The sequence below is a fragment of the Mycobacterium sp. E2327 genome, from assembly GCF_001672675.1.
GTDB lineage: Bacteria > Actinomycetota > Actinomycetes > Mycobacteriales > Mycobacteriaceae > Mycobacterium.
In genome coordinates this window covers 35944-59373 of the sequence record NZ_LZKE01000001.1, presented here as the reverse complement: position 1 = coordinate 59373, position 23430 = coordinate 35944, and the positions used below count along the sequence as shown (strand labels likewise).

Below are 23430 nucleotides of genomic sequence, written 5' to 3'. Positions count from 1 at the left end.
CGCAACCGCTCCGGGGTGGTCAACACGTCAAAAGACAAATCGCACAACCGCTTCAGGGCATCATCGAGCGCGTCGAAAACCTCGACGATCTCCTCACGACTGCTCGCACCCATACCCCGAATCGTAGAAACACCCACCGACAACAAACGCCGATCTGTGACCCCTGAAACCAGGGTGACACAAGGGGTTACGAAGTTTCGGCCGCCCATTCCTTCGCGCGGTCAAGCTCGTCGAGCCCGAACACGGCGAGCTCGCCGGGCATCATCCACGCCACCGCGTGCATGACGTGGCCGACCCAATCCTTGTCGGACACCACGGCGATCCGCTTGAAGTCCGAGTAATGCGTGAAAAGCGCGCCGAACCCCAGCTTGAGGTCCTCGGCGAACCCGCCCGGCCCGAAGCCCTCGTAGTCGGGCGCGATGACCTCGACGATCCTGATCTCGCCGTCCTGCAACATCTTTTCCATCTCGGGCTTGAAGTGGCGCAGCTCGTTGCCACGCAGCCGACCCGACACCCGGATGCCGGTCACGCCCTGCGGCATGTCCTCCAACACTTCGATCATCGATTCTCCTCACGGACAACAATCACGGGAACTTTCGCCGATTGCGCCACGGCCGAGCTCACCGACCCGAGCAGCATCCCGGGAAATCCGCCGCGCCCGCGGCTGCCGACTATCACCAGCTGGGCGTGCTCGGACTCCTTGAGCAACCAGTGGGATGGCTTGTCGCAGAAGAGCAATCGCTCGACGCGCACGTCCGGATACCGTTCCTGCCAGCCGGCCAGGCGTTCGGCGAGGATCTCCTGTCCCCCGCGCTCGCGGTCGCGCCAGTCCATCCCCAGCACCGGAAACACCCCGACGTCGCTCCACACGTGCAGTGCGCGCAGCCCGACGCCGCGGCGCGCGGCTTCGTCGAAGGCCAGGGCCGTCGCCGCCTCCGACGCGGGCGATCCGTCGATCCCCAGCAGCACCGGCGCACTGTCGTCGCCCGCCAGATCGGAGTGGATGACCGCGACCGGGCAGTGCGCGTAGTGCACCAATCCGGTGGTTACCGAGCCCAACAGCAGCCGGCCCATCGCGCCCAGGCCCTGGCTGCCCGCGACGAGCATCCACGCGTCCTTCGAGGCCTCGATCAACGCCGGCACCACGCCGGAATACACGACCTCGGTGCGTGTTTCGGGTGGCGCGGACCCCGCCAGGGCGGCGGTCAGCGCCTTGCGGGCCTGATCGATGACGTGCCGCGCGTCGTCGTGTTGCCACTCGGGCATCTCGTCGTACAGTTGGCCCACCGGCCAGCCGACGACCACCGGTGCGACCGCGTGCATCAAGGTGAGGGGCAGGTCGCGCAGGATGGCCTCGCGCGCGCCCCAGGCGACGGCGGCATCGGATGCCGGCGACCCGTCGACCGAGACAAGGATCCCGAACTCACGCGTCACGCCGGGCATTTCACGTCCTCATCGCCGAAGTCGGGCAGCTCGATCTCGAGGTGACGGACGGATCCGTACTGCGCCGGCTCGCAGCGCCAGCCGAGGTCGAACACGACCATCAGCATGAGATGGTTCTCGCCGAGGACGTCGGCGACGAAGTGCCCGATTCCCTGGGCCTGGGCGACCCGCGCCAGATGTTTGAGCAAGGCCGTTCCCACGCCGAGCGAATGATCTTCATGGGCAACCACTATCGCGAACTCGGCCGCTTTCGGATGCTCGCGCACGACGGTGTAGTTCGCCACACCGATCAGCCGGTCCGCGTCGAATGCCCCGAGGGCGTATTGGCCGTCGGCGGGTTGGGTCAGCTCCTCGACGACCTCGTCGAGCTGGACCGGCTGCAGCGTGAAGAAGCGGTAGTAGCGGTCGTGATCGCTGAGGTGTTGATGCAGCGCCATGACGGCCTCCGCGTGCCCGCCGGTGAGGGGGCGTAACGAAACGACACGTCCGTCTAGCAGCCGGGCCGTACCCGCGGAGCCCACCGCCTTTTCGCTCATGATTCACGACGTTATTCGGATTTGGCACCACCCGGCAGGGCCGTTAGACCCCAGCCCGTCAGTCGTCGGTCAGCGGGGCGATCCAGTGGACCCGCGTGCCACCCTCCGGCGGATTGGTGACCTCGCAGGTGCCGCCGAGTTGTTCGGCCCGGTATGTCATGTTGGCCAGCCCACTGTTGCGCGTGTTGTCGGCGGGGATGCCGCAGCCGTTGTCGCTGACGTCGAGGATGAACATGTCGGCGACATCGACCTCGACCGTCAGCCGGGACGCCCCCGAGTGGCGAAGGGCGTTGCTGACCGCTTCCGCGGCGACCGCCTCGGCGTGCTCGGCGAGTTCGCCGCTGACCGCGGTCATCGGGCCGTGCAGGCGCATCGTGGTGACGATCTCGCGATTCTCGGTGAGGTCGGCAACCACCTGTTGGATCCGCTGCCGGAAGTCGGCGCCCTTCCCCAACGGCGACTTGAGCTGGAAGATCGTCGTCCGGATCTCCTCGATGATGGTCTGCAGATCGTCGAGGGTGCGGTTGAGCCGCTCGGCCACCTCCGGGGAACGGGCCCGGGCAAGCGTGCCCTGCAGGTCCATGCCGGTGGCGAACAGCCGCTGGATGACGTGGTCGTGCAGGTCATGGGCGATGCGCTCGCGCTCGGCGACGATGGTGAGCTGGCGCGAGTCGTCCCGGGCTGCGGCCAGGACCAGGGCTATCGCGGCGTGGGTGGCGAAGTCGCTGACCAGGTCGAGGTAGCTCTCGTCGAACGGCGGCTGGTCGGCGCCCCGGGCGATCGCGATGACGCCGGCGACCTGATCGTCGGTGCGTAGCGGCATCAGGATCGCGGGGCGTTGTCCGACATCGGTGAACGCCTGGATCGGGTACTGCAACGACTCGGTGATTATCGGTTGGCCGGTTCGGAAAACCTCGCCGCTGGTGGAAGCGTTAACCGGGACCTGGCGGCCCACGACGTCGTCGGCGTGCATGCCGACCGCGGCGGAGACCACCAGCGTGTCGACCTCGTCGTACGGCAGATCCGCGTCGGCCGGGACGAGCACGATCGCCTGTTCGGCGTTGGTCAGGGTGCGTGCGCTCTCGGCGATCAATTGCAGCGGGCGCCGGTGCGGTTCCGTGCTGGACAGCAGCGCGGTCGTGATCTCTCGGCTCGCCTCCATCCACTTCACCGAGAGCCGCTCGCGTTCGAAGAGCTGGGCGTTGTCGATGCTGGCCGCAGCCGCAAAAGCGAGCGCGCGGGCGGCGACCTCGTCGGACTCGGAGAACACCCGCGCCGGGTCGACGTGGGTCAGGTAGATGTTGCCGAAGACGATCCCGCGGATGGTGATGGGCACCGCGAGGAAGGCCCGCATTGGCGGGTGGTGCGCGGGGAACCCGGCGGCGGCCGGGTGTGTGCTCATGTCGTCCACCCGCAGGGCCGGGGTGTCGAGGAGCGACAGGCTCAGCAGGCCCTTGCCCACCGGCAGCGGTCCGATGCGTTCGACGGTTTCGGGGTCCATGCCCTCGTGGATGAACCTCAGCAGGGTGCCGTCGGGGTCGCGGATGGCGAGCGCGCCGTAGGGGGCGGAGGTCAGTTCCCTGGCCGCGGCGATGATCCGGTGCAGCGTCGCGTCTAGGTCGTCGACGTTCGCGCCGATCTCGACGAACACGCGCAGCAGGTGCTCCATTTGATCGCGCGCTGCCAGCAACTCGTCCAGTTGCGCGTGCATTCTGCTGACCAGCCCACGTTGGCCCAAGCCAGCAAAGGCAGAACTATCCTGGTCGCCGTCGGTCACCCGAACCGATACCTCCACGACGCGTCAGCTATGTGCAGCTTGCGTTCGCGAAACGTATAACTACGAAAACGGCAACGCGAGATGCTTCGAAAAGCTTAATCCCATTTAGTCCGGCGCCCAACCTCGCCGGGCGGCGCCAACCGCCCGTTTTCCCAAAAGACCGGCTTTCGCTACCCGGACTGCGTCGATTAGTCCGTTATCCGCTGCCGACTAGTCGGGCGATGCGGCTGGAGGCCGACCGGACCGTTGATCCAGCTTGGAGGCGAACACGGCAGCCTGCGTCCGGCGCTCCATGCCCAATTTGGCCAGCAAACGGGAAACGTAGTTCTTCACCGTCTTTTCGGCAAGAAACATCCGGGCGGCGATCTGCCGGTTGGTCAGACCTTCGCTGAGCAGCCCGAGCAGCGTTCGCTCCTGCTCGGTCAGCCCGGAGAGCGGGTCTTCGCGTTCGGTCGTGCCGCGAAGCTTCGCCATCAGCGCGGCGGCGGCGCGGTTGTCCAGGAGGGATTTGCCGGCGCCGACCTCTTTGATCGCGTGGGCCAGCTCCATGCCTTTGATGTCCTTGACGACGTAGCCGCTGGCGCCGGCCAGGATCGCCTCCAGCATCGCCTCGTCGGAAGTGAATGACGTCAACATCAGGCACCGCAGGTCTGGGTGGTCGGAGACCAAGTCGCGGCACAGTTCGATTCCGTTGCCGTCGGGAAGGCGCACGTCAAGGACCGCGACGTCGGGCCGCAAGGCCGGTATGCGCGCCTTTGCCTCCGACACGGAACCGGCTTCGCCGACGATTTCCAGTTCGGGGTCCGACGCGAGCAAATCGGCAAGACCGCGCCGCACGACCTCATGGTCATCGACGAGGAAAACCTTGACCATCAAGAGCCCTTTCTTACGCGACCGACTCTCAATATCGCATGTTTTCATTATCGCCCGCGTCATAAGTGCTGCTGATTGACGACCAACAGCGAACAATCGGCGTCCTGCAGCACCGCGCTGCCGGCCGGTCCGACGAGTTCCCTCAGCTGCCGGCGGTCGCGGGCGCCGGCGATCACCAGGCCTACCGAGCCGCGGTTGTAGGCCAAATACTCAAGCAGGCCGCCGTGCACGGCCACCGACTCCACCCGCAGATCCGGATACTGCCGCGTCCAGCGGGCCAGCCGGCGATCCAGGTCGGCGAGTGCCCGGCGATCGCCGTCTCGGTCGTCCGGCCCCTTGTCGTCCGGCGCGGTCCGGCGGCAGATGATCGCTCGGATGGCGGCATTGCGCAGCCGGGCCTCCGCCGCGGCGGCGCCCAGCAAGACCCCGTTGTCGGGCGACCCGTCCAGTTCGACGACGATCCCGTCGGGGCGGTGCGGGTGGTCGTCTCGGGCGCGGATGATGCCGACCGGGCAGCGCGCCGACATCGCCAAGGCCGCGGCGGTGGAACCCACCCGGCCCGGCCGGAAGTGACGCAATCCGACCGCGCCGACGCACACCATGCCCGCCGCCGCCGATGCGCTGATCAAGCAGCCGATCGCCGGGCCGTGGACCACCTCGGTTTCGATCTTCACCGGCTTGGCCGCGGCCTCAATTGCCTTGACCGCCTGGCGAATTGCCGCCTGTCCGGCGGCCCGATCGGTTGGGTCAGCGTCGTCCTGTTCGGTCGCGCACACGAGCCGCAGGGGGGCGTCGCGGCTCACCGCCTCATCGAGTGCCCAGAGCGCCGCCCGGATCGCCGCCTTCGAGCCGTCGATGCCGACCACGATCGACTGCGGCCTAGCCAATTCGTTCACGGACTGTCCTCTAGTGGCGGACCACGAGGACGGAACAGTCGGGATAGCCCACGATCGGGTGGCAGTTCGGCGTGGACAGCCCGGCGATCTCGAGGGCGTCGGCGCTGCCGACGACAGCCAATTGGGGAGCCAATCCGACGGCGCCGCCCTGCCTTTCACCGGTCGCGCCGGTGCCCGCGGCGACCGTCTGTACGTGCACGTCCGGATACCGCCTAACCCAGCTGTTCAGACGGCGATCGATCTGTCGGACGGTCGCGTGGCGGCGCCGCCCCTGCTCCATGGCCTGGTGCACGACTTCGTCGTTGTCCGGCTCGTCGTTGAGCACGACGGCGATGACGCCCAGCTCGGTCGGCGAGCCGTCGGGATTGGTGCGGATGATCGCGACCGGGCATTGCGCCTCGGCGACCAGCGTGGTGGCGGTCGGCCCCAGCAGGCCGTCGGATGCCCACCCGCGCCTGGACGTGCCGACGCAAACGAGTGCCGCGTCGCGCGATTCGTCGACCAACACTTTGCCGGGATCGCCTGAGAGGATTGCCGTTTCGACCTCGACCGGCTTTTTCGCCTGTTGTACCGCGCACTCCGCCCGGGACAGCGCCATCTCGGCGCGCTCCAGCTCCCACTCGGAGAGCGGCTCCGACCCCGTGTCCCGGCGAGGGATGACGTAGACGAGGCGCATCGGCAGCTGCCGGCTCAGCGCCTCATCGACCGTCCACTTGGCGGCGTTAACCGCGGCTTGCGAGCCGTTGACGCCCACGACCACCGACTTGGCGTCCAGCTGGTTCATGTCGGCTCCTGACTCTTCAAATTTCAGGCTATTGCCGCGCCGCTCGTTGCAGAGGGGTCGTTAGGCCTTATCTGGGTAGCCGTTCGTCATTTGCAAGGTCGCAGGGTTCTGCCGATTGGGCGAACAGCTTCTCGACGTCCGCGCGCAGGCAGGCGGCGGTGCCGGGCGTCATCAGCATCGCCGCGCCCGCCGCGATGCCCAGCCGAACGGCCTTGACCAGCGGCCAGCCGCGAGAGAGCCCGACCGTGATGGCCGCGACCATCGCATCGCCGGCCCCAACGCCGCTCCCGCCGGGCATCGGAATCGCCGAAAAACGCTGGCTGGCATGGGCCGTCGCGAGCAGCGCGCCCTTTGACCCCAGGGACACCAGCACCGTTTCCGCGCGACCACTGTCGACGAGTTCGTGTGCGGCCGCGAGCTGTTCGGCCTCGGTTTCCAGGGAACGGCCGACGCATTCCCGCAGCTCCCGCACGCTCGCCTTGAGGAGGAACACACCCGAGGAGACGTGCCGCAGGCCGCCGCCGGAGGTGTCCAGGATCAGACGGGCCCCGACGTGGCCGCACATGTCGGCGACCCGCTGATAGAAGTCGGTGGTCACGCCCGGCGGCAAGCTGCCGCTCGCCACCACGAATTCGGCCGACTTCGCCGCCATCCGCAGCTGTTCGAGGCAGTGCGCCTGTTCGCGCAGCGTCAGTTGCGGCCCCGGCAAAACGAAGCGGTACTGGCGGCCGCTGCTGTTCTCGTTGACGGTGAAGCTCTCGCGCGTGGCGGCGCCGATCGGGACTTGCCAAAACGGCACGCCCTCGTCGGCGAGCAGCCGCGCGATCAGGCCACCGGTCGTCCCGCCGGCGGGAAAGACCGCCAGCACCGACCCGCCGAGCTCGTGCGCGATGTGCGCGACGTTGATGCCGCCACCGCCGGGGTCGTAACGGGTTTCGGCGCAGCGCAATTTGTCCGTCGGGCGCACGACGTCGACGCTCGTCGTGATGTCCAGCGCCGGGTTCATGGTCAGCGTGACGATTTGGGGTCGGCTCCCAGGCGGCCGCGCCGGCGTCTGCATGGTCGTTGACTCCGCTCGCTGTCGTCGGCTACAGGCCGGACGGGTAGGTTTCCGGCGTTTCGCCGGCGATCCAGAGGCTCGTCACCTCAAGGGGTTCGAGCGCCCGGGTCTGGTCGATGTGAATCATCGCGTCGAATTGGTCGGCCGGGCGCACGTGAAAGTAATGGCTTTGCCGTTCCGTCTCGGGCCGGTAAATCACGCCGACGGCACGTCCCAAGCGGACCGTGCTGAGCGGGTCCGCGGCCGCGGGGCTGATGGCCGCCGACACCAAGAAGGCGCCCCTGCCTGTCTCGTGCAGCAGTTCCTCGATGCTGCCGTTGAGCGCCGGGCGCACCGCCTTTCGTTCGGCCACGCCGCCCCACTCGCTGGCCGCGGTCACGGTGCCGGCGTAGGTGCTGAATCCGATGAGACGCGCCTGGTTGCCGTAGCGCTGACGGGCGAGCTGACCAAGCGTGAGTTGCCCGTCGGCCCACACCTCGGTTGCCCGCGCGTCCCCGACGTGAGAGTTGTGCGCCCACACCACGATTCGGGCCGGCGGCGCATCCTGGTGGCGATCCAGATGATTCAGCAACGCCTCGAGGGTCTGAGCCATGTGCCTGTCACGCAGGTTCCACGAGCTGACGCGCCCGCTGAACATCGCGCGGTAGTACACCTCCGCGTTGCGCACGGTTTGCGCGTTCTGCTGGGCATAGAACAGCTCGTCCTCGGCCAGCAGCCCGTCCCTGCGCGCGTAGGCGAGCGCGTTGCGCTGGATCTCCACCAATTGCTCGACCGCTTGGTTTTCGCACGACGGGCCCGCGCCGTACGCCGCCGCGAAGCCATACGCCTGACCGTCGTCGGCCGCGGCGTGGTCGAAGCAGGCGTAACGCTCCCGCGCCCGCGCCGCCGCCCTGGGGTCGATCTTGTCGAGGTAGGTGATCACCTCGTGCATCGACCGGTGCAGGCTGTAGAGGTCCAGGCCGTAGAAGCCGGCCTGCCGCCGACCATTCGACTCGTGGAGTTTGTTGTAGGCGCGCAACCAGTCGACGAAGTCACGCACGACCGTGTTGCGCCACATCCAGGCGGGGAAGCGCTCGAATCCGCTCAGCGCATCGTCCGCGCTGTCGTCGTCGCCCAGACCACGCACATAGCGATTGACCCGGTACGCGTCGGGCCAGTCCGCCTCCGCGGCGACGGCGCAGAAACCCTTCTCCTCGATCAGCCACTTCGTGATTACCGCCCGAGCCTCGTAGAACTCATGGGTCCCGTGCGAACTCTCACCGATCAGCACGATCCGCGCGTCGCCGACCAGCTCCTCCAGCGTTTCGCTCGACGGGATGCCCTGCGGCGCATCGATGGCCACACTGCCGATGACCTCGGCCGGCGTCCGCGCCGGAGATGTGTTCGTCGGCGCCTCGGTGGTCGGGGTAGCGAGCAGCCGGCAGACCTCTTCATCGGTGACCTGGCGGAAATCCCAGAACGACTCCCCCACCGCATGAAACGGGGTGGGCATCGACGCGCAGACGACGTCGTCCACCTGGCCGGCGAGTTCCCGGCAGGTGGATTCCGGGGCCGCCGGCACGGCGACCACGATGACCGCGGGCTCGGCTTCGCGCAGCGCCTGCACGGCCGCGAACATGCTTGCGCCGGTGGCCAAACCGTCGTCGACAAGGATGACCGTCTTGCCGGTGACGTCGAGGGGTGGGCGACCGTCGCGGTAGGCCGCCTCGCGCCGGACGAGCTCCCGGCCTTCGCGCTCGGCGACGGCGCGCAGTTCCTGCGAGGTCAGTCGCAGTCCCCGCACGACATCGTCGTTGACCACGACGCGGCCCCCGCTCGCCAGCGCCCCGACCGCAAACTCTTCGTGGCCGGGGGCGCCGAGTTTGCGCACGATGAAGGCGTCCAGCGGCGCGTGCAGCGCGGCCGCCACCTCCCACGCGACTGGGATGCCGCCTCTGGCCAGGCCCAGGACGATGACGTTCCGCCGGTCGCGATAAGCGCCGAGGAGGCTTGCCAGCACCCGGCCGGCCTCGCCGCGGTCGCGGAACACGCGCCGCGGCGCGTGCCGGGTGGCATCGGCTGCTCTGGTCATGTCGTCAGTCGGCGGATCGCACCTGGACGCGCCGCTCGGCCGGCTTGGGCTCCGACATGCCCACGGTGACAGTCAGGATGCCCTTGTCATAGGTGGCCTCGATGCTGTCCTCGTCGGCGCCGGCCGGCAGCGAAACGGTGCGGGTGAAAGAGCCGTAGGAGAATTCCGAGCGCCCGTCGAAATCCTTCTTCTCGCTGCGCTCAGCCTTGATGGTCAGCTGTCCGTCGCGCACGGTGATCTCGACGTCCTTGGCGGGATCGACACCGGGCATCTCGGCGCGCACCACGTAGCGGCCGTCCTTCATCTCGTCTTCCAGCCGCATCACGCGGCCTTCGTAGACGGGGCGCAGTCCGGCCAACGGGGGGAAGCCGGCGAACAGCTCAGAGAACTCAGGGAAGAGCGACCTCGGCTGACGCCGAACAGAGAGGGTGCTCATGCTGTCTCCTAGAACTCGACATTTGTGGCAGTGACGAGTCCATCCGACCAGTCGGCCGCGAACCGCGGTAGGGACGGAAGTCCCGCTGTGGCGGGCCGTTCGTCGGCTCAGCCCTCGTCAGCCGGAAAGCCGGGCCCGAGCGGCGATGTAGGCCATCACCCGATCGAGGATGAGGTCGTATGTGTCGCCATCCTCGACGAGACGGTCCAACCCCTCGCGGCGAAGGAAGCCGTCGAGCCGTCGGTCCAGCGGCCAATCCGCATAGGTGTCGTCCGCGTACGGCGACCGCAGGAACTGCCACGCGAGCGTGTCGACGTCACCGTCGGTCAGCAGCGGTGGACCGCTTGGCAGAGAGGACATTTCAATTCCTGTTGCCCGCCGTGCGCGCCTGACCCGCGATGGCCGCCTGCATCGCGGCGAACCGCGACCGCGCCCGCTTGTCGGCGGCTCGCTGCTCGGCCGCCGTGACGACGATCGCGTCGGGGCCCGGGAACACCGTCGCCCGTTCGTCGGTGTCGAGCCACCGAACTTGGTATGGCGGCTCGCCTTCCGCCGACCGCACCTCGGTGATCAACCCGCGCACGTCCCGGCGTCCGATGGTGCCGCCCTTGATCACCAGCCAGTCCCCCACCTTGGCCTTCATCGCCGGATCTCCAACACGTCGCCCAAGGGCCGCCGCGGCGTCGGCTCGGGGGTCAACTCCCCCTCGGGTTCGATGCCGACGCGGACCAAAACTTGGGGAACCGCGGCGGGCCGCATCGTCAGATCCGAAATGACGTCGCGACTCGATTGCAGCTCCGTGAGGTGCGTTACCGGGCAGGTGGCCAGGCCGGCCATCGTGCACTCCAGCAGGATCGCCGAAAGCGCCTCGCCGCAGTTGAGCGCATCGACCCGCGCGTCCCCGGGTGTGGACAGCACGAGGATTTTCGCCTCGTCGTAGGTGCCCGCGGAGCTCCGCTCGTCGGACGGGTCGATGGGGAACCGGCGGTTGACGTCGACCCGTCGGGCGTCCGACTCCGAGGCCAGCGCACCTTCGGGGATCCCTTCCGCCTCCCGCAACGGCGATGTCCACCAAAGCAATTCGTGCTGATAAGAATCGTCGTAGCGACGTAACTCATCGGTGAGCCGGGACGCCTCGGCCAACCGCGGCCGCGCATCGTCGCTCAGGACGTCGAGGGTCACCAGCTCGTCGTCGAACGAGCTGCGCAATACGGCTTCGAACGACGGCCAGTGCCTCGGCGCGCGAAACGGCAGCCGGTTGGTCCGGCGACGCGGTATCGCGTCGGCGCGATCCCGCCTGGCCTGCGTCACATAGTCGAGAGAGGCGAAGTCGGCCGCGGCGAGGTGGTCGAGATTGTTCGGGTTGGGGAACTGATCGACGTTGGTGTCCCAGCCGGCGGCGGCCAGCGCGACCCGAAAATGATCCAGCGCGGCGCCGCAGCTCATGATCGCCTCGCGACCCGACCTGTCGGTCGCCGTAACTGTCCGGTGCGGGTCGATGAACAGGTCGACGCTCGCCTTGTGCACCACCCAGCGCCAGGGCTGAATGTTGTGCAGCGACGGTGCGCGGCACGCCAACTCCACCGCGCTGGTGATCACGCCGGTATCCACCGTCGTCTGGGTCATTGCGCACGCTCACTTCCTGTCCCATCCCGACCCTCGGGCATGCGCGCGTTCCGCCGCCAGGGTCCTTGGTCCCCGGGTGGGCGACGCCGGTCCATTGATGACTTTCGTCTCTATTGCGGCATTGCGAGCCGGGCAAACGATGAACATGCCCAGGCGACAGAGCCGGCCACACCGCTAGGACCCCCCATGGACGTCATCCACAAGACCCCTGACGACTGCGTCGTCCGCCCCAACCTCACCGATTACCAACAAGCGCGCGCGCAGTTTCACTGGTCCGACGTACCGGCGTTGTGCGAGGGCATGGGACCCGGCGGCTGCAACATCGCCTACGCCGCCGTTGACCGGCATGCGGAGGGCCCGACCGCGACCCGCACCGCGTTGCGATTCATCCTCGACGGGGGCTGGGACGGCGCGATCACCACCCGAGACCTCAGCTACGCGGACCTCGGCCGGTTCACCAGACGATTCACCAGTGTCCTGCGTTCGCTCGGCATCAGCAAGGGCGACCGCGTGTTCACGATGATGAACCGCTCGCCCGAGCTCTACATCGCGATGCTGGGTGCGCTTCGCAACGGCAGCGTCGTTTCGCCGCTGTTCTCCGCTTTCGGGCCCGAGCCCATCGCGACCCGGGTGAACATCGGGCAGGCCGACGTCCTGGTCACCACCGAGGCGCTCTACCGCCGCAAGGTCGCCAAGATCCATGACCGGCTGCCGTCGGTGCGGTATGTCTTCGTCGTCGACCAAGTCGGCACCGCCGATCCCCTACCCGGAACGCTCAACTTCTGGCAGTGGGTGGACGCGGCCGACGAGGACGCGCCGATCGAGCCGACCACCGCCGACGACCCCTCGCTGCTGCACTTCACCAGCGGCACCACCGGCACCCCGAAGGGCGCCATCCACGTGCACGGCGCGGTGGCGATGCACTATCTCACCGGCCTGTACGCGCTGGACCTGCATCCCGACGACACCTATTGGTGCACCGCGGATCCCGGCTGGGTGACGGGAACCTCCTACGGCATCATCAGCCCGCTGCTGCACGGGGTCACCTCGATCGTCGACGAGGCCGAGTTCGACGCCCAGCGGTGGTATCAGATCCTGCAGGACCAGGGCGTGTCGGTGTGGTACACGGCACCGACCGCGATCCGGATGCTGATCAAGGCGGGCCCGGAACTGCCCGCGCAATACCGCTTTCCGCGCCTGCGGTTCATCGCCAGCGTGGGCGAACCGCTCAACCCCGAGGCCGTGTGGTGGGGAAAGCGGGTGCTGGGCTTGCCGATTCACGACAACTGGTGGCAGACCGAGACGGGCGGCATCATGATCGCGAACACGCCGGCGTTCGACATCAAGCCGGGATCCATGGGCCGGCCGCTGCCCGGCGTGGACGCATTCATCGTGCGCCACAACGACGACGGCACGACCACCGTGGTCGACGAGCCCGATGTCGAGGGTGAGCTCGCGCTCAAGCCGGGCTGGCCCTCGATGTTCCGCGGCTACCTGGGTGCCGAGGAGCGCTACCGCAACGCCTTCGCCGATGGGCTCTACCTGAGTGGGGATCTCGCGAAGAAGGACGCCGACGGCTACTTCTGGTTCGTCGGGCGCAAGGACGACGTGATCAAGTCCGCGGGGCACCTGATCGGCCCGTTCGAGGTCGAAAGCGCGCTCACCGATCACCCGGCGGTTGCCGAGGCGGCCGTCATCGGCATACCCGACCCGACCGTCGGCGAAATGGTGAAAGCCTTTGTCACGCTGAAGAACGGCGTGGTGGGCGACGAAGACCTGCGCCGGGAATTGATCGGCCACGCGCGCAAGCGGCTGGGCGCCACCGTGGCGCCCAAGGAGCTCGAGTTCGTCGACTCGTTGCCGCACACCAGCAGCGGCAAGATCATGCGCCGGCTGCTGAAGGCCCGCGAACTCGGGCTGCCCGAGGGCGACACCTCAACCATCGAGAGACAACCGGACCGCCACGCCGAGGGGGTGCCGTCGTGACAGACACAAAGTTGGCCCATGAACTGTTGTCGGACATGGTTCGCGTGCGCCGCATGGAGGAGAAGTGCGCGGAACTCTACAGCGCGGCCAAGATTCGCGGGTTCCTGCATCTCTACGTCGGCGAGGAGGCCGTCGCCGCCGGGTCCCTGCGCGCGCTGGCCGACGACGACGCGGTGGTCGCGACGTACCGCGAGCACGCGCACGCGCTGCTGCGCGGCATCCCGATGACCTCGATCATGGCCGAGATGTTCGGCAAGCAGGAGGGCTGCTCCCGCGGCCGGGGCGGGTCGATGCACCTGTTCGACGCGTCGAAGCGGTTTTACGGCGGCAACGCGATCGTCGCCGGCGGCCTGCCGCTGGCGGTGGGCATCGCGCTGGCCGACTCCATGCTGCAGCAGAAGCGGGTGACGGCCTGCTACTTCGGTGACGGCGCGGTGGCCGAGGGCGCGTTTCACGAGTCGTTGAACATGGCGGCGCTGTGGCACCTGCCGGTGTTGTTCTGTTGCGAGAACAACCTTTACGCGATGGGCACCGCGTTGGAGCGGGCACAGTCGCAGACCGACCTCACCGTCAAGGCGGCGTCGTACCGCGTGCCGACCATGGCCGTCGACGGGATGGATGTCGAGGCCTGCCACGTCGCCGCGCAGCAGGGCGTCGATCATGTCCGCGACACCGGCGGACCGTTCTTCATCGAGTTCCGCACTTATCGATTCCGGGCGCATTCGATGTTCGACCCCGAGCTGTACCGCGACAAGGGCGAGGTGGCACGATGGCGCGACCGCGACCCGATCCGGTCGTTCACCCACAGGTGCCTGGACGACGGCACGCTGTCCGCCGAAGACGTTCGGGAGATCGAGGATTCGGCCGTCGCCGAGATCGAGGCCGCGGTCGCCTTCGCCGAGGCGGGCACGTGGGAGGACGTGGCGGATCTCGAACGCGACGTGCTCACCCCGACTCCGGAGGAGGCACGATGAAAACCACCAAGACGACCTACCGGGCCGCGGTTCACGACGCGATTCGCGACGCCCTGCACGACGACCCGCGCGTGGTGCTGATGGGTGAGGATGTCGGCCGCTACGGCGGAACCTACGCGGCGTCCAAGGGCCTGCTGGACGAATTCGGACCCGAGCGGGTGCGCGACACGCCGCTGTCGGAGCTGGGCTTCGTCGGGATCGGAATCGGGGCCGCCCTCAACGGATTACGCCCCATCGTCGAAGTCATGACGGTGAACTTCAGCCTGTTGGCACTCGATCAGATCGTCAATACCGCTGCGGCCCTTCGCCACATGTCGGGCGGGCAGTTCTCGGTCCCGATCGTCGTGCGCATGGCCACGGGGGCCGGACGCCAGCTGGCGGCGCAGCATTCGCACAGCCTGGAGCCCTGGTACGCCCACATCCCCGGCATCAAGGTGCTGGCCCCGGCCACCGTCGAGGACGCCTACGGTATGCTGGGCCCGGCGCTGGCCGACCCCGACCCGGTGGTGATTTTCGAACACGTCCAGCTCTACAACACCTCGTCGGACATCGAAACCCTCGGCCCCACCGACATTTCCGGAGCGGCCGTTCGCCGCGCCGGCAACGATGTCACCGTGGTGGCCTACGGCGGCTCGCTGTGGAAGGCGCTCGACGCCGCAAACGAATTGTCGCTGACCGGAATCGATTGCGAGGTAATCGATCTGCGGGTGTTGCGGCCACTTGACGAGGACACCGTATTGGAATCGGTGCGCAAGACGCACCGGCTGGTCGTCATCGACGAGGCCTGGCGCAGCGGCAGTCTGGCCGCCGAGATCACCGCGCGGGTGGTGGAGGGCGCGTTCTACGATCTCGACGCCCCCATCGCCCGGGTTTGCAGCGCCGAGGTCCCGATGCCGTACGCGAAGCACCTGGAGCAGGCGGCTCTGCCGCAAACCGCGCAGATCGTCGCCGCCGTCCAGGGCCTGTTCGGTGAGCCGCCGCAATGATCGAGTTCAAGATGCCCGCCCTGGGCGCCGACATGGACGAGGGCACACTCAACGAGTGGCTGGTCAAGCCCGGGGACAAGGTGACGCGCGGCCAGATCGTGGCGGTCGTCGAAACCACCAAGGCCGCCGTGGAAATCGAATGCTGGCAGGAGGGCACCGTCGGCGAACTGCTCGTCCCGGTCGGCGAAACGGTCCAAGTGGGAACCACTTTGGCGACGCTGCTGGCCCCGGGCGAGCGGGCGGAAAAGCGGGCCCGGCCCGCCGCCAAGCAGCGGTCCGCAGCCCGCGATGAGAAGCCGCCGGCGGAACGCGCCAAGGCGCCCGTCGGGGTCAGTCCCGCCGGCGCCCCGCAGCACCGTCGGTGGGTGTCGCCGGCGGCTCGCCGCCTCGCGATGAGCCTGCACGTCGACATCGACGCGCTGAGCGGCACCGGCCCGCAGGGCGCCGTCATCATCAGCGACGTCGAGCACGCCGCCGCCCACATCCGGCACGCCGCCGCCCAGAAAGCGAAAGAACCCAAAGACAAGGCACCGAGCAAGAACGTCGCGGCCGACCGCGCGGCCGCGATGCGCACGTCGATCGCCGCTGCGATGAGCCGGTCGAAGCACGAGATCCCGCACTACTATCTTGCCGACGAGATCGTGCTGGAGAAGTCGCTGACCTGGCTGACCACCCGAAACGCGCAACGGTCCATCGACGAGCGGGTGCTGCCGGCCGTTCTGCTGCTCAAGGCCGTCGGCCTTGCCGCGCAGCGATTCGGCGAGTTCAACGGATTTTGGCGCGACGACGGGTTCGAGCCCGCGAACGGGGTCCATGTCGGCGTCGGGATCTCGCTGCGCGGCGGCGGTCTCGTCGCGCCGGCCATCCATGACGTTCCAGAAAAGAAGCTCGACGAATTGATGGACGACCTCACCGATCTCGTCGCGCGGGCGCGCTCCTTCTCTTTGCGAAGCTCGGAAATGTCCGACCCGACGATCACCGTCACCAACCTCGGCGACAAGGGCGTCGACACGGTCTTCGGCGTCATCTACCCACCGCAGGTGGCGATCGTCGGCTTCGGCCAGCCGGCCCAGCGGGTCTGCGTCATCGACGGCGGAATCCGGGTGATGAGCACCGTGCAAGCGACGCTCGCCGCCGACCATCGCGCGAGTGATGGCCACCGGGGTGCGTTGTTCCTCAGCGCGATCAACGAGCTGCTCCAGCAGCCCGACCTCCTCGAAAAGTGAGGGAAGTGAGTGCCATGACGACAACGAACGAAGACACCCGGGCGGCGGTCCTTTCCGTGCTGACAAACATCGCCCCGGAGGTCGAGCCGGACGACATCAGCGACGACGCGCTGCTGCGCGACCAGGTCGACCTCGATTCGATGGACTGGCTCAGCTTCCTTCGCGGCATTCACCGGCGGCTGCATGTCGACATCCCCGAATCGGACTACGGGTCGCTTCGAACGCTGGCCGACGTGGTGGGCTACGTCGAAAAGAACTCTTCTGCGTAGGCCTTTCGGCACCTGATCGGCCCCGGCGACCGGGTACAACGACCCTGGCCGCCGGCCGGGTTCGGGCCTACCGTCGATGGTGAAGCCAAACCTCGGCAAGGAATTGACGGCCATGAAAACGACGGTGGACACGCAGACCCTCCGACAAGCGGTGCAGCTCGCGTGCCGGGCTCCGTCGGTGCACAACAGCCAGCCGTGGCGGTGGGTCGCCGAAGACGGGGCTCTGCGGCTGTTCGTCGACCGCGACCGAACGGTGCCGGGCACGGACCGTTCCGGCCGGGAGGCAATCCTCAGCTGCGGCGCCGCGCTCGATCACCTTCGGGTCGCCATGCTCGCATCCGGATGGGGCTCGGAGGTCGAACGGTTTCCCAATCCGAACGACCCAGACCATTTGGCGACCGTCGAATTCCACCCCGTCGAGTACGTTACGAGCGCGCAGCGCGACCGCGCCAACGCGATCCTGCACCGCCGAACCGACCGGCTCCCGATGGGACAGCCCACCTACTGGGACCTCTTCGAGCCCGTGCTGCGCAGCACTTTCGACGAGAGCCTGGTGGCACTCGACGTGCTCCGCGACGACCAGCGCCCCGAGCTGGTCAAGGCGTCACAGCTCACCGAGGCGCTGCGCCGCGACGACGCGTCGTATCACGCCGAACTCGAATGGTGGACATCGCCTTTCGCGATGAACGAGGGTGTGCCGCCGGGTGCGCTGTTGTCCGGCAAGGAAATTGGCCGCGTGGACGTGGCACGGGAATTCCCGGCCCGGACGGAACAGGATCGCCGTCCCGAGGTCGCGGTGGACTGGTCGAAGATCTTGGTGTTGTCCACCCCCGAAGACACCAGGGCGGACGTGCTGCGGTGCGGCGAAGTGTTGTCGAACGTGCTGCTGGAATGCACGATGGCTTTCCTGGCGACGTGCACGCTCACCCATCTGATCGAGCTGGACGAAAGCCGCGACGTCGTGCGCGGCCTGCTGGAACACGACGGCCAACCGCAGGTGCTGATCCGCGCCGGCATCGCGCCGCCGATGGAAGCGGCACCCGCGCCGACCCCCAGGCGTGCGCCGGAGGAAGTGCTGCGGATTTGCTAGCTACGCTTGCCCGAACGGCCAAGCGGTTGAATGACTTTGACCTATCGAAGAAGGGTGGCTGATGTCCATAACCGATGACGGCGTGACGATCCTGCCGGAGCACGAATGCTGGGCGCTGATGTCCGGCGTGGCCCTGGGACGACTGGTCACCAGCGTCGACGGCGTGCCCGAGATCTTCCCGGTCAACTTCGTGGTTCAGCACAAGTCGATCCTGTTTCGCACGGCGGAGGGCACCAAGCTGGTCAGCACCGCGATCAACAACCGCGTGCTGTTCGAGGTCGACGAGCACAACGTGGCGGAGGGCTGGAGCGTGATCGTCAAGGGCAGGGCCCGCTCGCTGCGCACCGACGAGCAGATCCAGGAAGCCGAACGCGCGCAACTGCTGCCGTGGCTGTCCTCCGAGAAGACGCACTACGTGCGGGTGCTTGCGGACATGGTCACCGGCCGCCGGTTCCGGTTCGGACCGCCGCTGCTGGGCAGCCGCGACCGCGCCTGAGTCATCTCACCAGTCGCTTGCGGCGTGGGCGCGGCAGGAACTCGAGCGACAGCAACACCAGCAGCGCAGCCGGGATGTGGTGGGCGCACAGGACCACGTACCGTCGCTCGGCCACGCAATGGAACTTGTTGAGGTAGCGGTACAGGGACTCCAGCCGGATCAACGGGTCGAGCAGGTGGATCAACCGATACGCGGCCCGTTGCAGCGGCGTCGGGTTCTCGGCGTCGAAGATCTCCGGGAAAGCGGCGAACGCCAGCGAAAGCCGGAGCGCTCCACTGAGTTTCGCTTCGCCGATCATGTCCACGCTGAGGCGCTCGTCGACACCGTTCGGGGCGTCGGGGCGGCGGAACGGTGCGTCGAGGCTGACCTCGAGTCCCGCGTCGGCCGTGGTGTAGCGGTGAAACGCCACCACCCGCCCGGACCGGTCGCGCGCGATGGCCAGCTTGATGCCGGGATAGCGGCCCTGCAGGGCCCCGTCCAGGTTCATGCAGAAGCCGCGTTCGGTCCGCGCTGCGCGGTGCGCGGCATACAGCACCTCGGTCAGCTCGGCGAAGAGCGCTTGGTCGAGCCCTTGCTCGTCGACGATCTGCGTGGTGACCCCGCTGTTGCGGGTCCGCTGCACCGCCTGGCGCAGGTTGCGAAAACGGCGCCCCGCCAACGTGAAGCGCGGGACGTCGACGACGACGTCGCGGCCGATCGGCACCGTGATCATCTGCTGGCCGACGACGTCGTTGCGCCACAGGCTGATGTGCCGCTCGCCGGCGGCCAGCACGATGATCTGCCAACCGCGGCTTCGGCACATCCGGACGAAATCCGTTATTAACGCCTCGAATTGGGTGGCGTCGCCGATCGGGTCGCCGCTGACGACGGCGAACCCGAGCCGGGTGCGGTAAGCGATCGCCGCGGACCGGTCCGCGTTGAAGTAATAGCTCTTGGACGAGTGCATGGCGAAGGGCGACAACGGATCCTCGCGAGTGGCGTCGACGAGCGGCCACACCTGGTCCAGCAGCTCCGGTTGCGGTTTGGCCGTCGTCCCCAGGACGAGGGCGAGCCCACTGCCGGCGATGAGGAAGTTCCCGAGCACGGCGTACGAGAGGAAGTGGGCAAACACTCCAGCGCCCAGCGCGGCGGCGGCGACCAGCGCGTGCCCGGCGGTGACCGGCCGGCCAAGGAAAATGCCGCGCGCGATGAAGGCCGCCGCGGCGAGCAACGCCACCGACCACCCGAACCGCCCGGGGGTGACCCGCTCGAAGCCGAGATGTCCGCGCACCTCCAGCGCCGCCAGCCAACCCACGGCGCACAGCAGAATTGCCACGCTGCCGAGGCGGGCCGCCGCGACGTCGGCTCTGAGCAGCACCCGTTCGCGGCCCCGCTGCTCGACGGCGCCGGCGATCAACGGCTGCTCGGACACAAGTCAATCTCGCTCTCGACCATTTCGACGCTAACCAGCGCGCCCGCACACCCGCGAGAGCCGTTCGTCCCGGGGCTGTGGCCCTAAGTCCCTTGAGCGATTTCCATTTGCGATAGCACCGGCGCTATCACAAATGAAACCCACCTATTGGTTGGCCGCGCGACAGGTGAGCTCGGCCACCGCCATGCCGACGACTTCCGGCACCGCGCGCGCGACCCGGGGGCTCAAACCGGTCCCGTGACCGGTGTCGGCGACTTCCACCGTCAGCAGCACCAGCTCGTCGGGCACTCGCCCGAGCACCTCGCCCAACGCGTGCGTGCGAACGATATCGATGCTGTGCGAACTCAATCCGTCACTGGCCGCCACGTCGCTCAGGCCGCAGCGCCGGACGCGGCCCGGTGCCGGCGGCGTCCCGACCGCGGCGTCGATCACCACGGCGAGCGCGGCGCCCGACCACGCCTCGAGCAGGCTCGTCGGTTCGGCGATGTCGGTCACCACGCGAACCGCGGGCAGCGCCAACCGGTCCAGCTCGGCGGCCACGGCGACGCCGACGCCGTCGTCGCCGCGGTAGCGGTTGCCCAGGCCGATCACCACGGTCCCGCCCGGCGCGGCCGTCATCCCCGTTGCACCGTCAGCGTCAGGAAGTGCGCGGAACACGAGATGCACGGGTCGTAGCTGCGAATCAGCTGCTCGCACAGCGAGGTCAGCGTGGCATCGTCGAGGGCGAGGTTCCCGGAGACCAGGTTGGCCAGGTCGGCTTCGATGGCCGCCTGGTTCTGCGAGGTCGGCGGGACAATGGTCGCCGCCGAAATCAGCCCGTCCTCGCCGATGCGGTAGCCGTGGTAGAGCAGGCCGCGGGGGGCCTCGCTGACCCCGTGGCCGACTCCGGCGCGCGCCGGGACGTCGACGAACGGGCGCGCCGGACGCTCGTATTCGTCGATGATCCGCAGGGCCTCTTCGATCGCGTAGACCACCTCGACGGCGCGGACGATGATGCTGCGGAACGGGTTTCGGCATTCGGTCGACAGGCCGGCCTGCGCGGCGGCCTGCGCCGCCACGGTTGAGAGCGCCGCGGAATTCAGCGAGTACCGGGCCAGGGGCCCGGTCAGGTGGCGGCCGCCGTCGAGCGTCGCGTGCAGGGCGGTGGAGTGGGGCACCTGGGACTCGACGACGTGGTCGGTGAACTCGGCCACGGGAAACGGCGGGCCGACGCTTCGCGCGATGGCGCCGTTCTCGATCGGGTATCGGCCGGGCGCCGTGAGCGCCAGGAACTCGTGGTCCAGCTCGAGGTCGGGGAACTCGAAGCGCGACACCCATTCGACCGTCGCGAGCGCGTCGTCCAGCGCCCGGCGCAACTGCTCCTCGAGCGGCGCGAAGTCCGATCGCGTTGGCACCGAATAGAATCCGCCCAGCCGCACGTTGACCGGGTGGATCGCGCGACCCCCGACGAACTCCATCAGCTGGTTGCCCGCCTTCTTCAGCGACAGCCCGCGCTCGACGTCGCGCGCGTGGTCGCGCGCCATGCCGATGATGTCGGGGTAGCCGAGGAAATCCGGCGCGTGCAGCAGGTAGATGTGCAGGATGTGGCTGTGGATCCACTCGCCGCAGTAGAGCAGGCGGCGCAGCTCGACGAGCTCCTGGTCCACCTCGACACCACAGGCGTCCTCGATCGCGTTGCACGCGCTGACCTGATAGGCGACCGGGCAGATGCCGCACACCCGCGCCGTCAGGTCGGGTGGCTCGGTGTGGGCGCGTCCGCGCAGGAACGCCTCGAAAAACCGGGGCGGCTCATAGATGTTCAGCTCGACGCTTTCCAGTTGTCCGTCCTTCAGGGCGACACGCAGCGCGCCTTCGCCCTCGACGCGCGTCAGCGTGCCCACGCTCAGCGTGCGGGTCGACGGGTTCACCGCTTGTCCCGTTCGGCCGCGAAGGCGGTGACGTTGAACGTCGAGAACACCCGGTCGACGGCGCCGTCGGACATCCCATCACGGCGCAGCAGCGGGATCAGCGTCGCGGTCCGCGGCGCCGCCGAGGGCCCGAAACAGCCGAAGCAGCCGCGATGGTGCCGGGGACACAGCGCCCCACAGCCGGCGTGGGTGACCGGGCCGAGGCACGGAATCCCTTCCGAGACAACGACACACGTGACGCCGCGGAGCTTGCACTCGGTGCACACCGTCTTGGCCGGGATCTGGGGCTTGCGCCCGATCAGCAGGGCCGCAAGGGTGTCGAGCAGCTGGCCGCGGTCGATCGGGCAGCCGGGCAGCTGGTAGTCGACCTTGACGTGCGCCGACGCCGGCGTGGAGGTCGCCAGCGTGTCGACGTACTCCGGTTTGGCGTAGACGACGGAGGCGAACTCGGCGACGTCGGCGAAGTTGCGCAGCGCCTGCACTCCCCCGGCCGTCGCGCACGCACCGATGGTGACGAGAACCTTTGACTGCTCGCGGATCTCACGGATGCGCTGCTCGTCGTGGTGGGTGGTGACCGAGCCTTCCACCAGCGACACGTCGTACGGTCCGCCGACCATCGCGCTGGACGCCTCGGCGAACGTGGCGATCTGCACCTGGTCGGCCAGGGTGAGCAGCTCGTCCTCGCAGTCCAGCAGGGTGAGCTGACAACCGTCGCAGGACGCGAACTTCCACACGGCCAGTGTGGTCGGGCTCATCTAAAGCTCCTTCACGGAAAGCAGCGGGCCGGCGACGTCGTAGCCGACGACCGGGCCGTCGCGGCACAGCAGCAGCGGACCCAGCTGGCAGTGACCGCACCACCCGATCCCGCATTGCATGTTGCGTTCCAGCGACACCCGAATGTCCTGGGCGGCCACGCCTTTCGCCAGCAGCGCCTCGGCGCCGAATCGCAGCATGGGCTCCGGCCCGCACAGGAATGCGGTGGTGTTATCGGGGTCGAGCGTGAGCCGGTGCAGCGGCTCGGTGACCAGGCCGACCTCGCCCCGCCAGCCCTGGACCGGGACGTCGACCGTGACGTGCAGTTCGATCTGCGGGTCGTCGGCCCACTTTTCGAGTTGTTCGGCGAACACGAAATCCGCCCGCGAGCGCGCGCCGACGATGAGCGTCACCTTGCCGTAGCTCGATCGTCCGGCCAGCGCGCCCAGCACCGCCGGACGCAGCGGGCACAGGCCCACGCCGCCGGCGACCAGGACCAGGTCGCGCCCGACGGCTTCCTGTAGCCCCCAGGTGGTGCCGAAGGGACCGCGGACGCCGATGACGCTGCCGGGTTCGGCGTTGTGCAGGGCCCGGCTCACCGCCCCCACCGCGCGGATGGTGTGGGTGATCGAACCGTCGGTCACGGTGGGGTCGCCGCTGATCGAGATCGCGGCCTCGCCCACGCCGAACGCGTAGAGCATCATGAACTCCCCCGGCAGCGGGGTCCGCAGCGACTCGCCGACGGGCTCGAGGCACAGCGTCGCCGAATCGGGGCTCTCCACGATGCGGCTGCGCACCCGGTACGGCACCGGCGCCATCGCCGATGCGGG

General features: G+C 68.2%; 25 protein-coding genes. 7 read left to right on the top strand and 18 right to left on the bottom strand.

Annotated elements, in window-relative coordinates; all coding sequences use genetic code 11:
* Nucleotides 1-187: 187 nt before the first annotated feature.
* The 13 genes from A5712_RS00310 to A5712_RS00250 all read right to left on the bottom strand — a co-directional run bounded on the left by A5712_RS00310 (nt 188) and on the right by A5712_RS00250 (nt 11502).
* Nucleotides 188-562, bottom strand: coding sequence for an STAS/SEC14 domain-containing protein (locus A5712_RS00310; RefSeq protein ID WP_068100016.1), 375 nt, complete (start codon nt 560-562; stop codon nt 188-190).
* A complete protein-coding gene (locus A5712_RS00305; protein WP_068100014.1) occupies nt 559-1443 on the bottom strand; it encodes a universal stress protein in 885 nt (294 codons plus the stop codon). Before A5712_RS00305 ends, A5712_RS00310 begins: the two co-directional genes overlap by 4 nt.
* The gene (locus tag A5712_RS00300) at nt 1431-1979 is read right to left on the bottom strand and encodes a GNAT family N-acetyltransferase (RefSeq protein ID WP_068100013.1); all 549 of its coding nucleotides are present in this window, start codon (nt 1977-1979) and stop codon (nt 1431-1433) included. Before A5712_RS00300 ends, A5712_RS00305 begins: the two co-directional genes overlap by 13 nt.
* A 58-nt stretch (nt 1980-2037) precedes the next feature.
* Nucleotides 2038-3690, bottom strand: a complete 1653-nt coding sequence (locus A5712_RS00295) for a GAF domain-containing protein (RefSeq protein ID WP_082973185.1) — start codon at nt 3688-3690, stop codon at nt 2038-2040.
* Between the two features lie 276 nt (nt 3691-3966).
* The gene (locus tag A5712_RS00290; RefSeq protein WP_068100009.1) at nt 3967-4629 is read right to left on the bottom strand and encodes a response regulator transcription factor; all 663 of its coding nucleotides are present in this window, start codon (nt 4627-4629) and stop codon (nt 3967-3969) included.
* Nucleotides 4630-4688: 59 nt separating this feature from the next.
* Nucleotides 4689-5525 (bottom strand): universal stress protein, encoded by an 837-nt coding sequence (locus A5712_RS00285; protein ID WP_068100008.1) that lies wholly within the window; start codon nt 5523-5525, stop codon nt 4689-4691.
* A gap of 10 nt (nt 5526-5535) precedes the next feature.
* Nucleotides 5536-6309, bottom strand: a complete 774-nt coding sequence (locus A5712_RS00280) for a universal stress protein (RefSeq protein WP_068100006.1) — start codon at nt 6307-6309, stop codon at nt 5536-5538.
* A gap of 67 nt (nt 6310-6376) precedes the next feature.
* On the bottom strand, nt 6377-7369 hold the full coding sequence (locus tag A5712_RS00275; RefSeq protein WP_068100004.1) for a 1-phosphofructokinase family hexose kinase: 993 nt from the start codon (nt 7367-7369) through the stop codon (nt 6377-6379).
* Nucleotides 7370-7397: 28 nt separating this feature from the next.
* The gene (locus A5712_RS00270; RefSeq protein WP_082973184.1) at nt 7398-9440 is read right to left on the bottom strand and encodes an erythromycin esterase family protein; all 2043 of its coding nucleotides are present in this window, start codon (nt 9438-9440) and stop codon (nt 7398-7400) included.
* A 4-nt stretch (nt 9441-9444) separates the two neighbouring features.
* Complete coding sequence (locus A5712_RS00265; RefSeq protein WP_068100003.1) at nt 9445-9876, bottom strand: Hsp20/alpha crystallin family protein; 432 nt, start codon at nt 9874-9876, stop codon at nt 9445-9447.
* 117 nt (nt 9877-9993) lie between these two features.
* Nucleotides 9994-10236: a hypothetical protein gene (locus tag A5712_RS00260; RefSeq protein WP_068100001.1), complete on the bottom strand. Its 243-nt coding sequence runs from the start codon at nt 10234-10236 to the stop codon at nt 9994-9996.
* A 1-nt stretch (nt 10237) separates the two neighbouring features.
* Nucleotides 10238-10519: a DUF1918 domain-containing protein gene (locus tag A5712_RS00255; RefSeq protein WP_068099999.1), complete on the bottom strand. Its 282-nt coding sequence runs from the start codon at nt 10517-10519 to the stop codon at nt 10238-10240.
* Nucleotides 10516-11502, bottom strand: coding sequence for a nitroreductase family protein (locus A5712_RS00250; protein ID WP_068099998.1), 987 nt, complete (start codon nt 11500-11502; stop codon nt 10516-10518). Before A5712_RS00250 ends, A5712_RS00255 begins: the two co-directional genes overlap by 4 nt.
* A 186-nt stretch (nt 11503-11688) precedes the next feature.
* Between A5712_RS00250 and acsA the strand changes: the two genes are divergently transcribed.
* The 7 genes from acsA to A5712_RS00215 all read left to right on the top strand — a co-directional run bounded on the left by acsA (nt 11689) and on the right by A5712_RS00215 (nt 18529).
* Nucleotides 11689-13488, top strand: coding sequence for an acetate--CoA ligase (gene acsA, locus A5712_RS00245; RefSeq protein ID WP_068099996.1), 1800 nt, complete (start codon nt 11689-11691; stop codon nt 13486-13488).
* Nucleotides 13485-14462, top strand: coding sequence for a pyruvate dehydrogenase (acetyl-transferring) E1 component subunit alpha (gene pdhA, locus A5712_RS00240; protein ID WP_068099993.1), 978 nt, complete (start codon nt 13485-13487; stop codon nt 14460-14462). Before acsA ends, pdhA begins: the two co-directional genes overlap by 4 nt.
* Nucleotides 14459-15448 (top strand): alpha-ketoacid dehydrogenase subunit beta, encoded by a 990-nt coding sequence (locus tag A5712_RS00235; RefSeq protein ID WP_068099990.1) that lies wholly within the window; start codon nt 14459-14461, stop codon nt 15446-15448. Before pdhA ends, A5712_RS00235 begins: the two co-directional genes overlap by 4 nt.
* The gene (locus A5712_RS00230) at nt 15445-16674 is read left to right on the top strand and encodes a dihydrolipoamide acetyltransferase family protein (protein WP_068099988.1); all 1230 of its coding nucleotides are present in this window, start codon (nt 15445-15447) and stop codon (nt 16672-16674) included. Before A5712_RS00235 ends, A5712_RS00230 begins: the two co-directional genes overlap by 4 nt.
* 14 nt (nt 16675-16688) lie before the next feature.
* Nucleotides 16689-16943, top strand: a complete 255-nt coding sequence (locus A5712_RS00225; RefSeq protein WP_068099986.1) for an acyl carrier protein — start codon at nt 16689-16691, stop codon at nt 16941-16943.
* A gap of 112 nt (nt 16944-17055) precedes the next feature.
* The gene (locus A5712_RS00220) at nt 17056-18033 is read left to right on the top strand and encodes an NAD(P)H nitroreductase (protein WP_068100027.1); all 978 of its coding nucleotides are present in this window, start codon (nt 17056-17058) and stop codon (nt 18031-18033) included.
* A 61-nt stretch (nt 18034-18094) separates the two neighbouring features.
* Nucleotides 18095-18529: a pyridoxamine 5'-phosphate oxidase family protein gene (locus A5712_RS00215; protein WP_068099984.1), complete on the top strand. Its 435-nt coding sequence runs from the start codon at nt 18095-18097 to the stop codon at nt 18527-18529.
* Nucleotide 18530: 1 nt separating this feature from the next.
* Here A5712_RS00215 and A5712_RS00210 read toward each other — a convergent pair whose 3' ends face one another.
* The 5 genes from A5712_RS00210 to A5712_RS00190 all read right to left on the bottom strand — a co-directional run bounded on the left by A5712_RS00210 (nt 18531) and on the right by A5712_RS00190 (nt 23418).
* On the bottom strand, nt 18531-19940 hold the full coding sequence (locus A5712_RS00210; RefSeq protein ID WP_068099982.1) for a bifunctional lysylphosphatidylglycerol flippase/synthetase MprF: 1410 nt from the start codon (nt 19938-19940) through the stop codon (nt 18531-18533).
* A 144-nt stretch (nt 19941-20084) separates the two neighbouring features.
* Nucleotides 20085-20558, bottom strand: a complete 474-nt coding sequence (locus A5712_RS00205) for a hydrogenase maturation protease (RefSeq protein ID WP_068099980.1) — start codon at nt 20556-20558, stop codon at nt 20085-20087.
* Nucleotides 20555-21847 carry a Ni/Fe hydrogenase subunit alpha gene (locus tag A5712_RS00200; RefSeq protein WP_068099978.1) on the bottom strand — a complete coding sequence of 431 codons (1293 nt, stop codon included), beginning with the start codon at nt 21845-21847 and terminating at the stop codon, nt 20555-20557. The genes A5712_RS00205 and A5712_RS00200 overlap by 4 nt, the downstream gene beginning before the upstream one ends.
* On the bottom strand, nt 21844-22602 hold the full coding sequence (locus A5712_RS00195) for an oxidoreductase (RefSeq protein WP_068099976.1): 759 nt from the start codon (nt 22600-22602) through the stop codon (nt 21844-21846). Before A5712_RS00195 ends, A5712_RS00200 begins: the two co-directional genes overlap by 4 nt.
* Nucleotides 22603-23418: an FAD/NAD(P)-binding protein gene (locus A5712_RS00190; RefSeq protein WP_156766330.1), complete on the bottom strand. Its 816-nt coding sequence runs from the start codon at nt 23416-23418 to the stop codon at nt 22603-22605.
* Nucleotides 23419-23430: the final 12 nt, after the last annotated feature.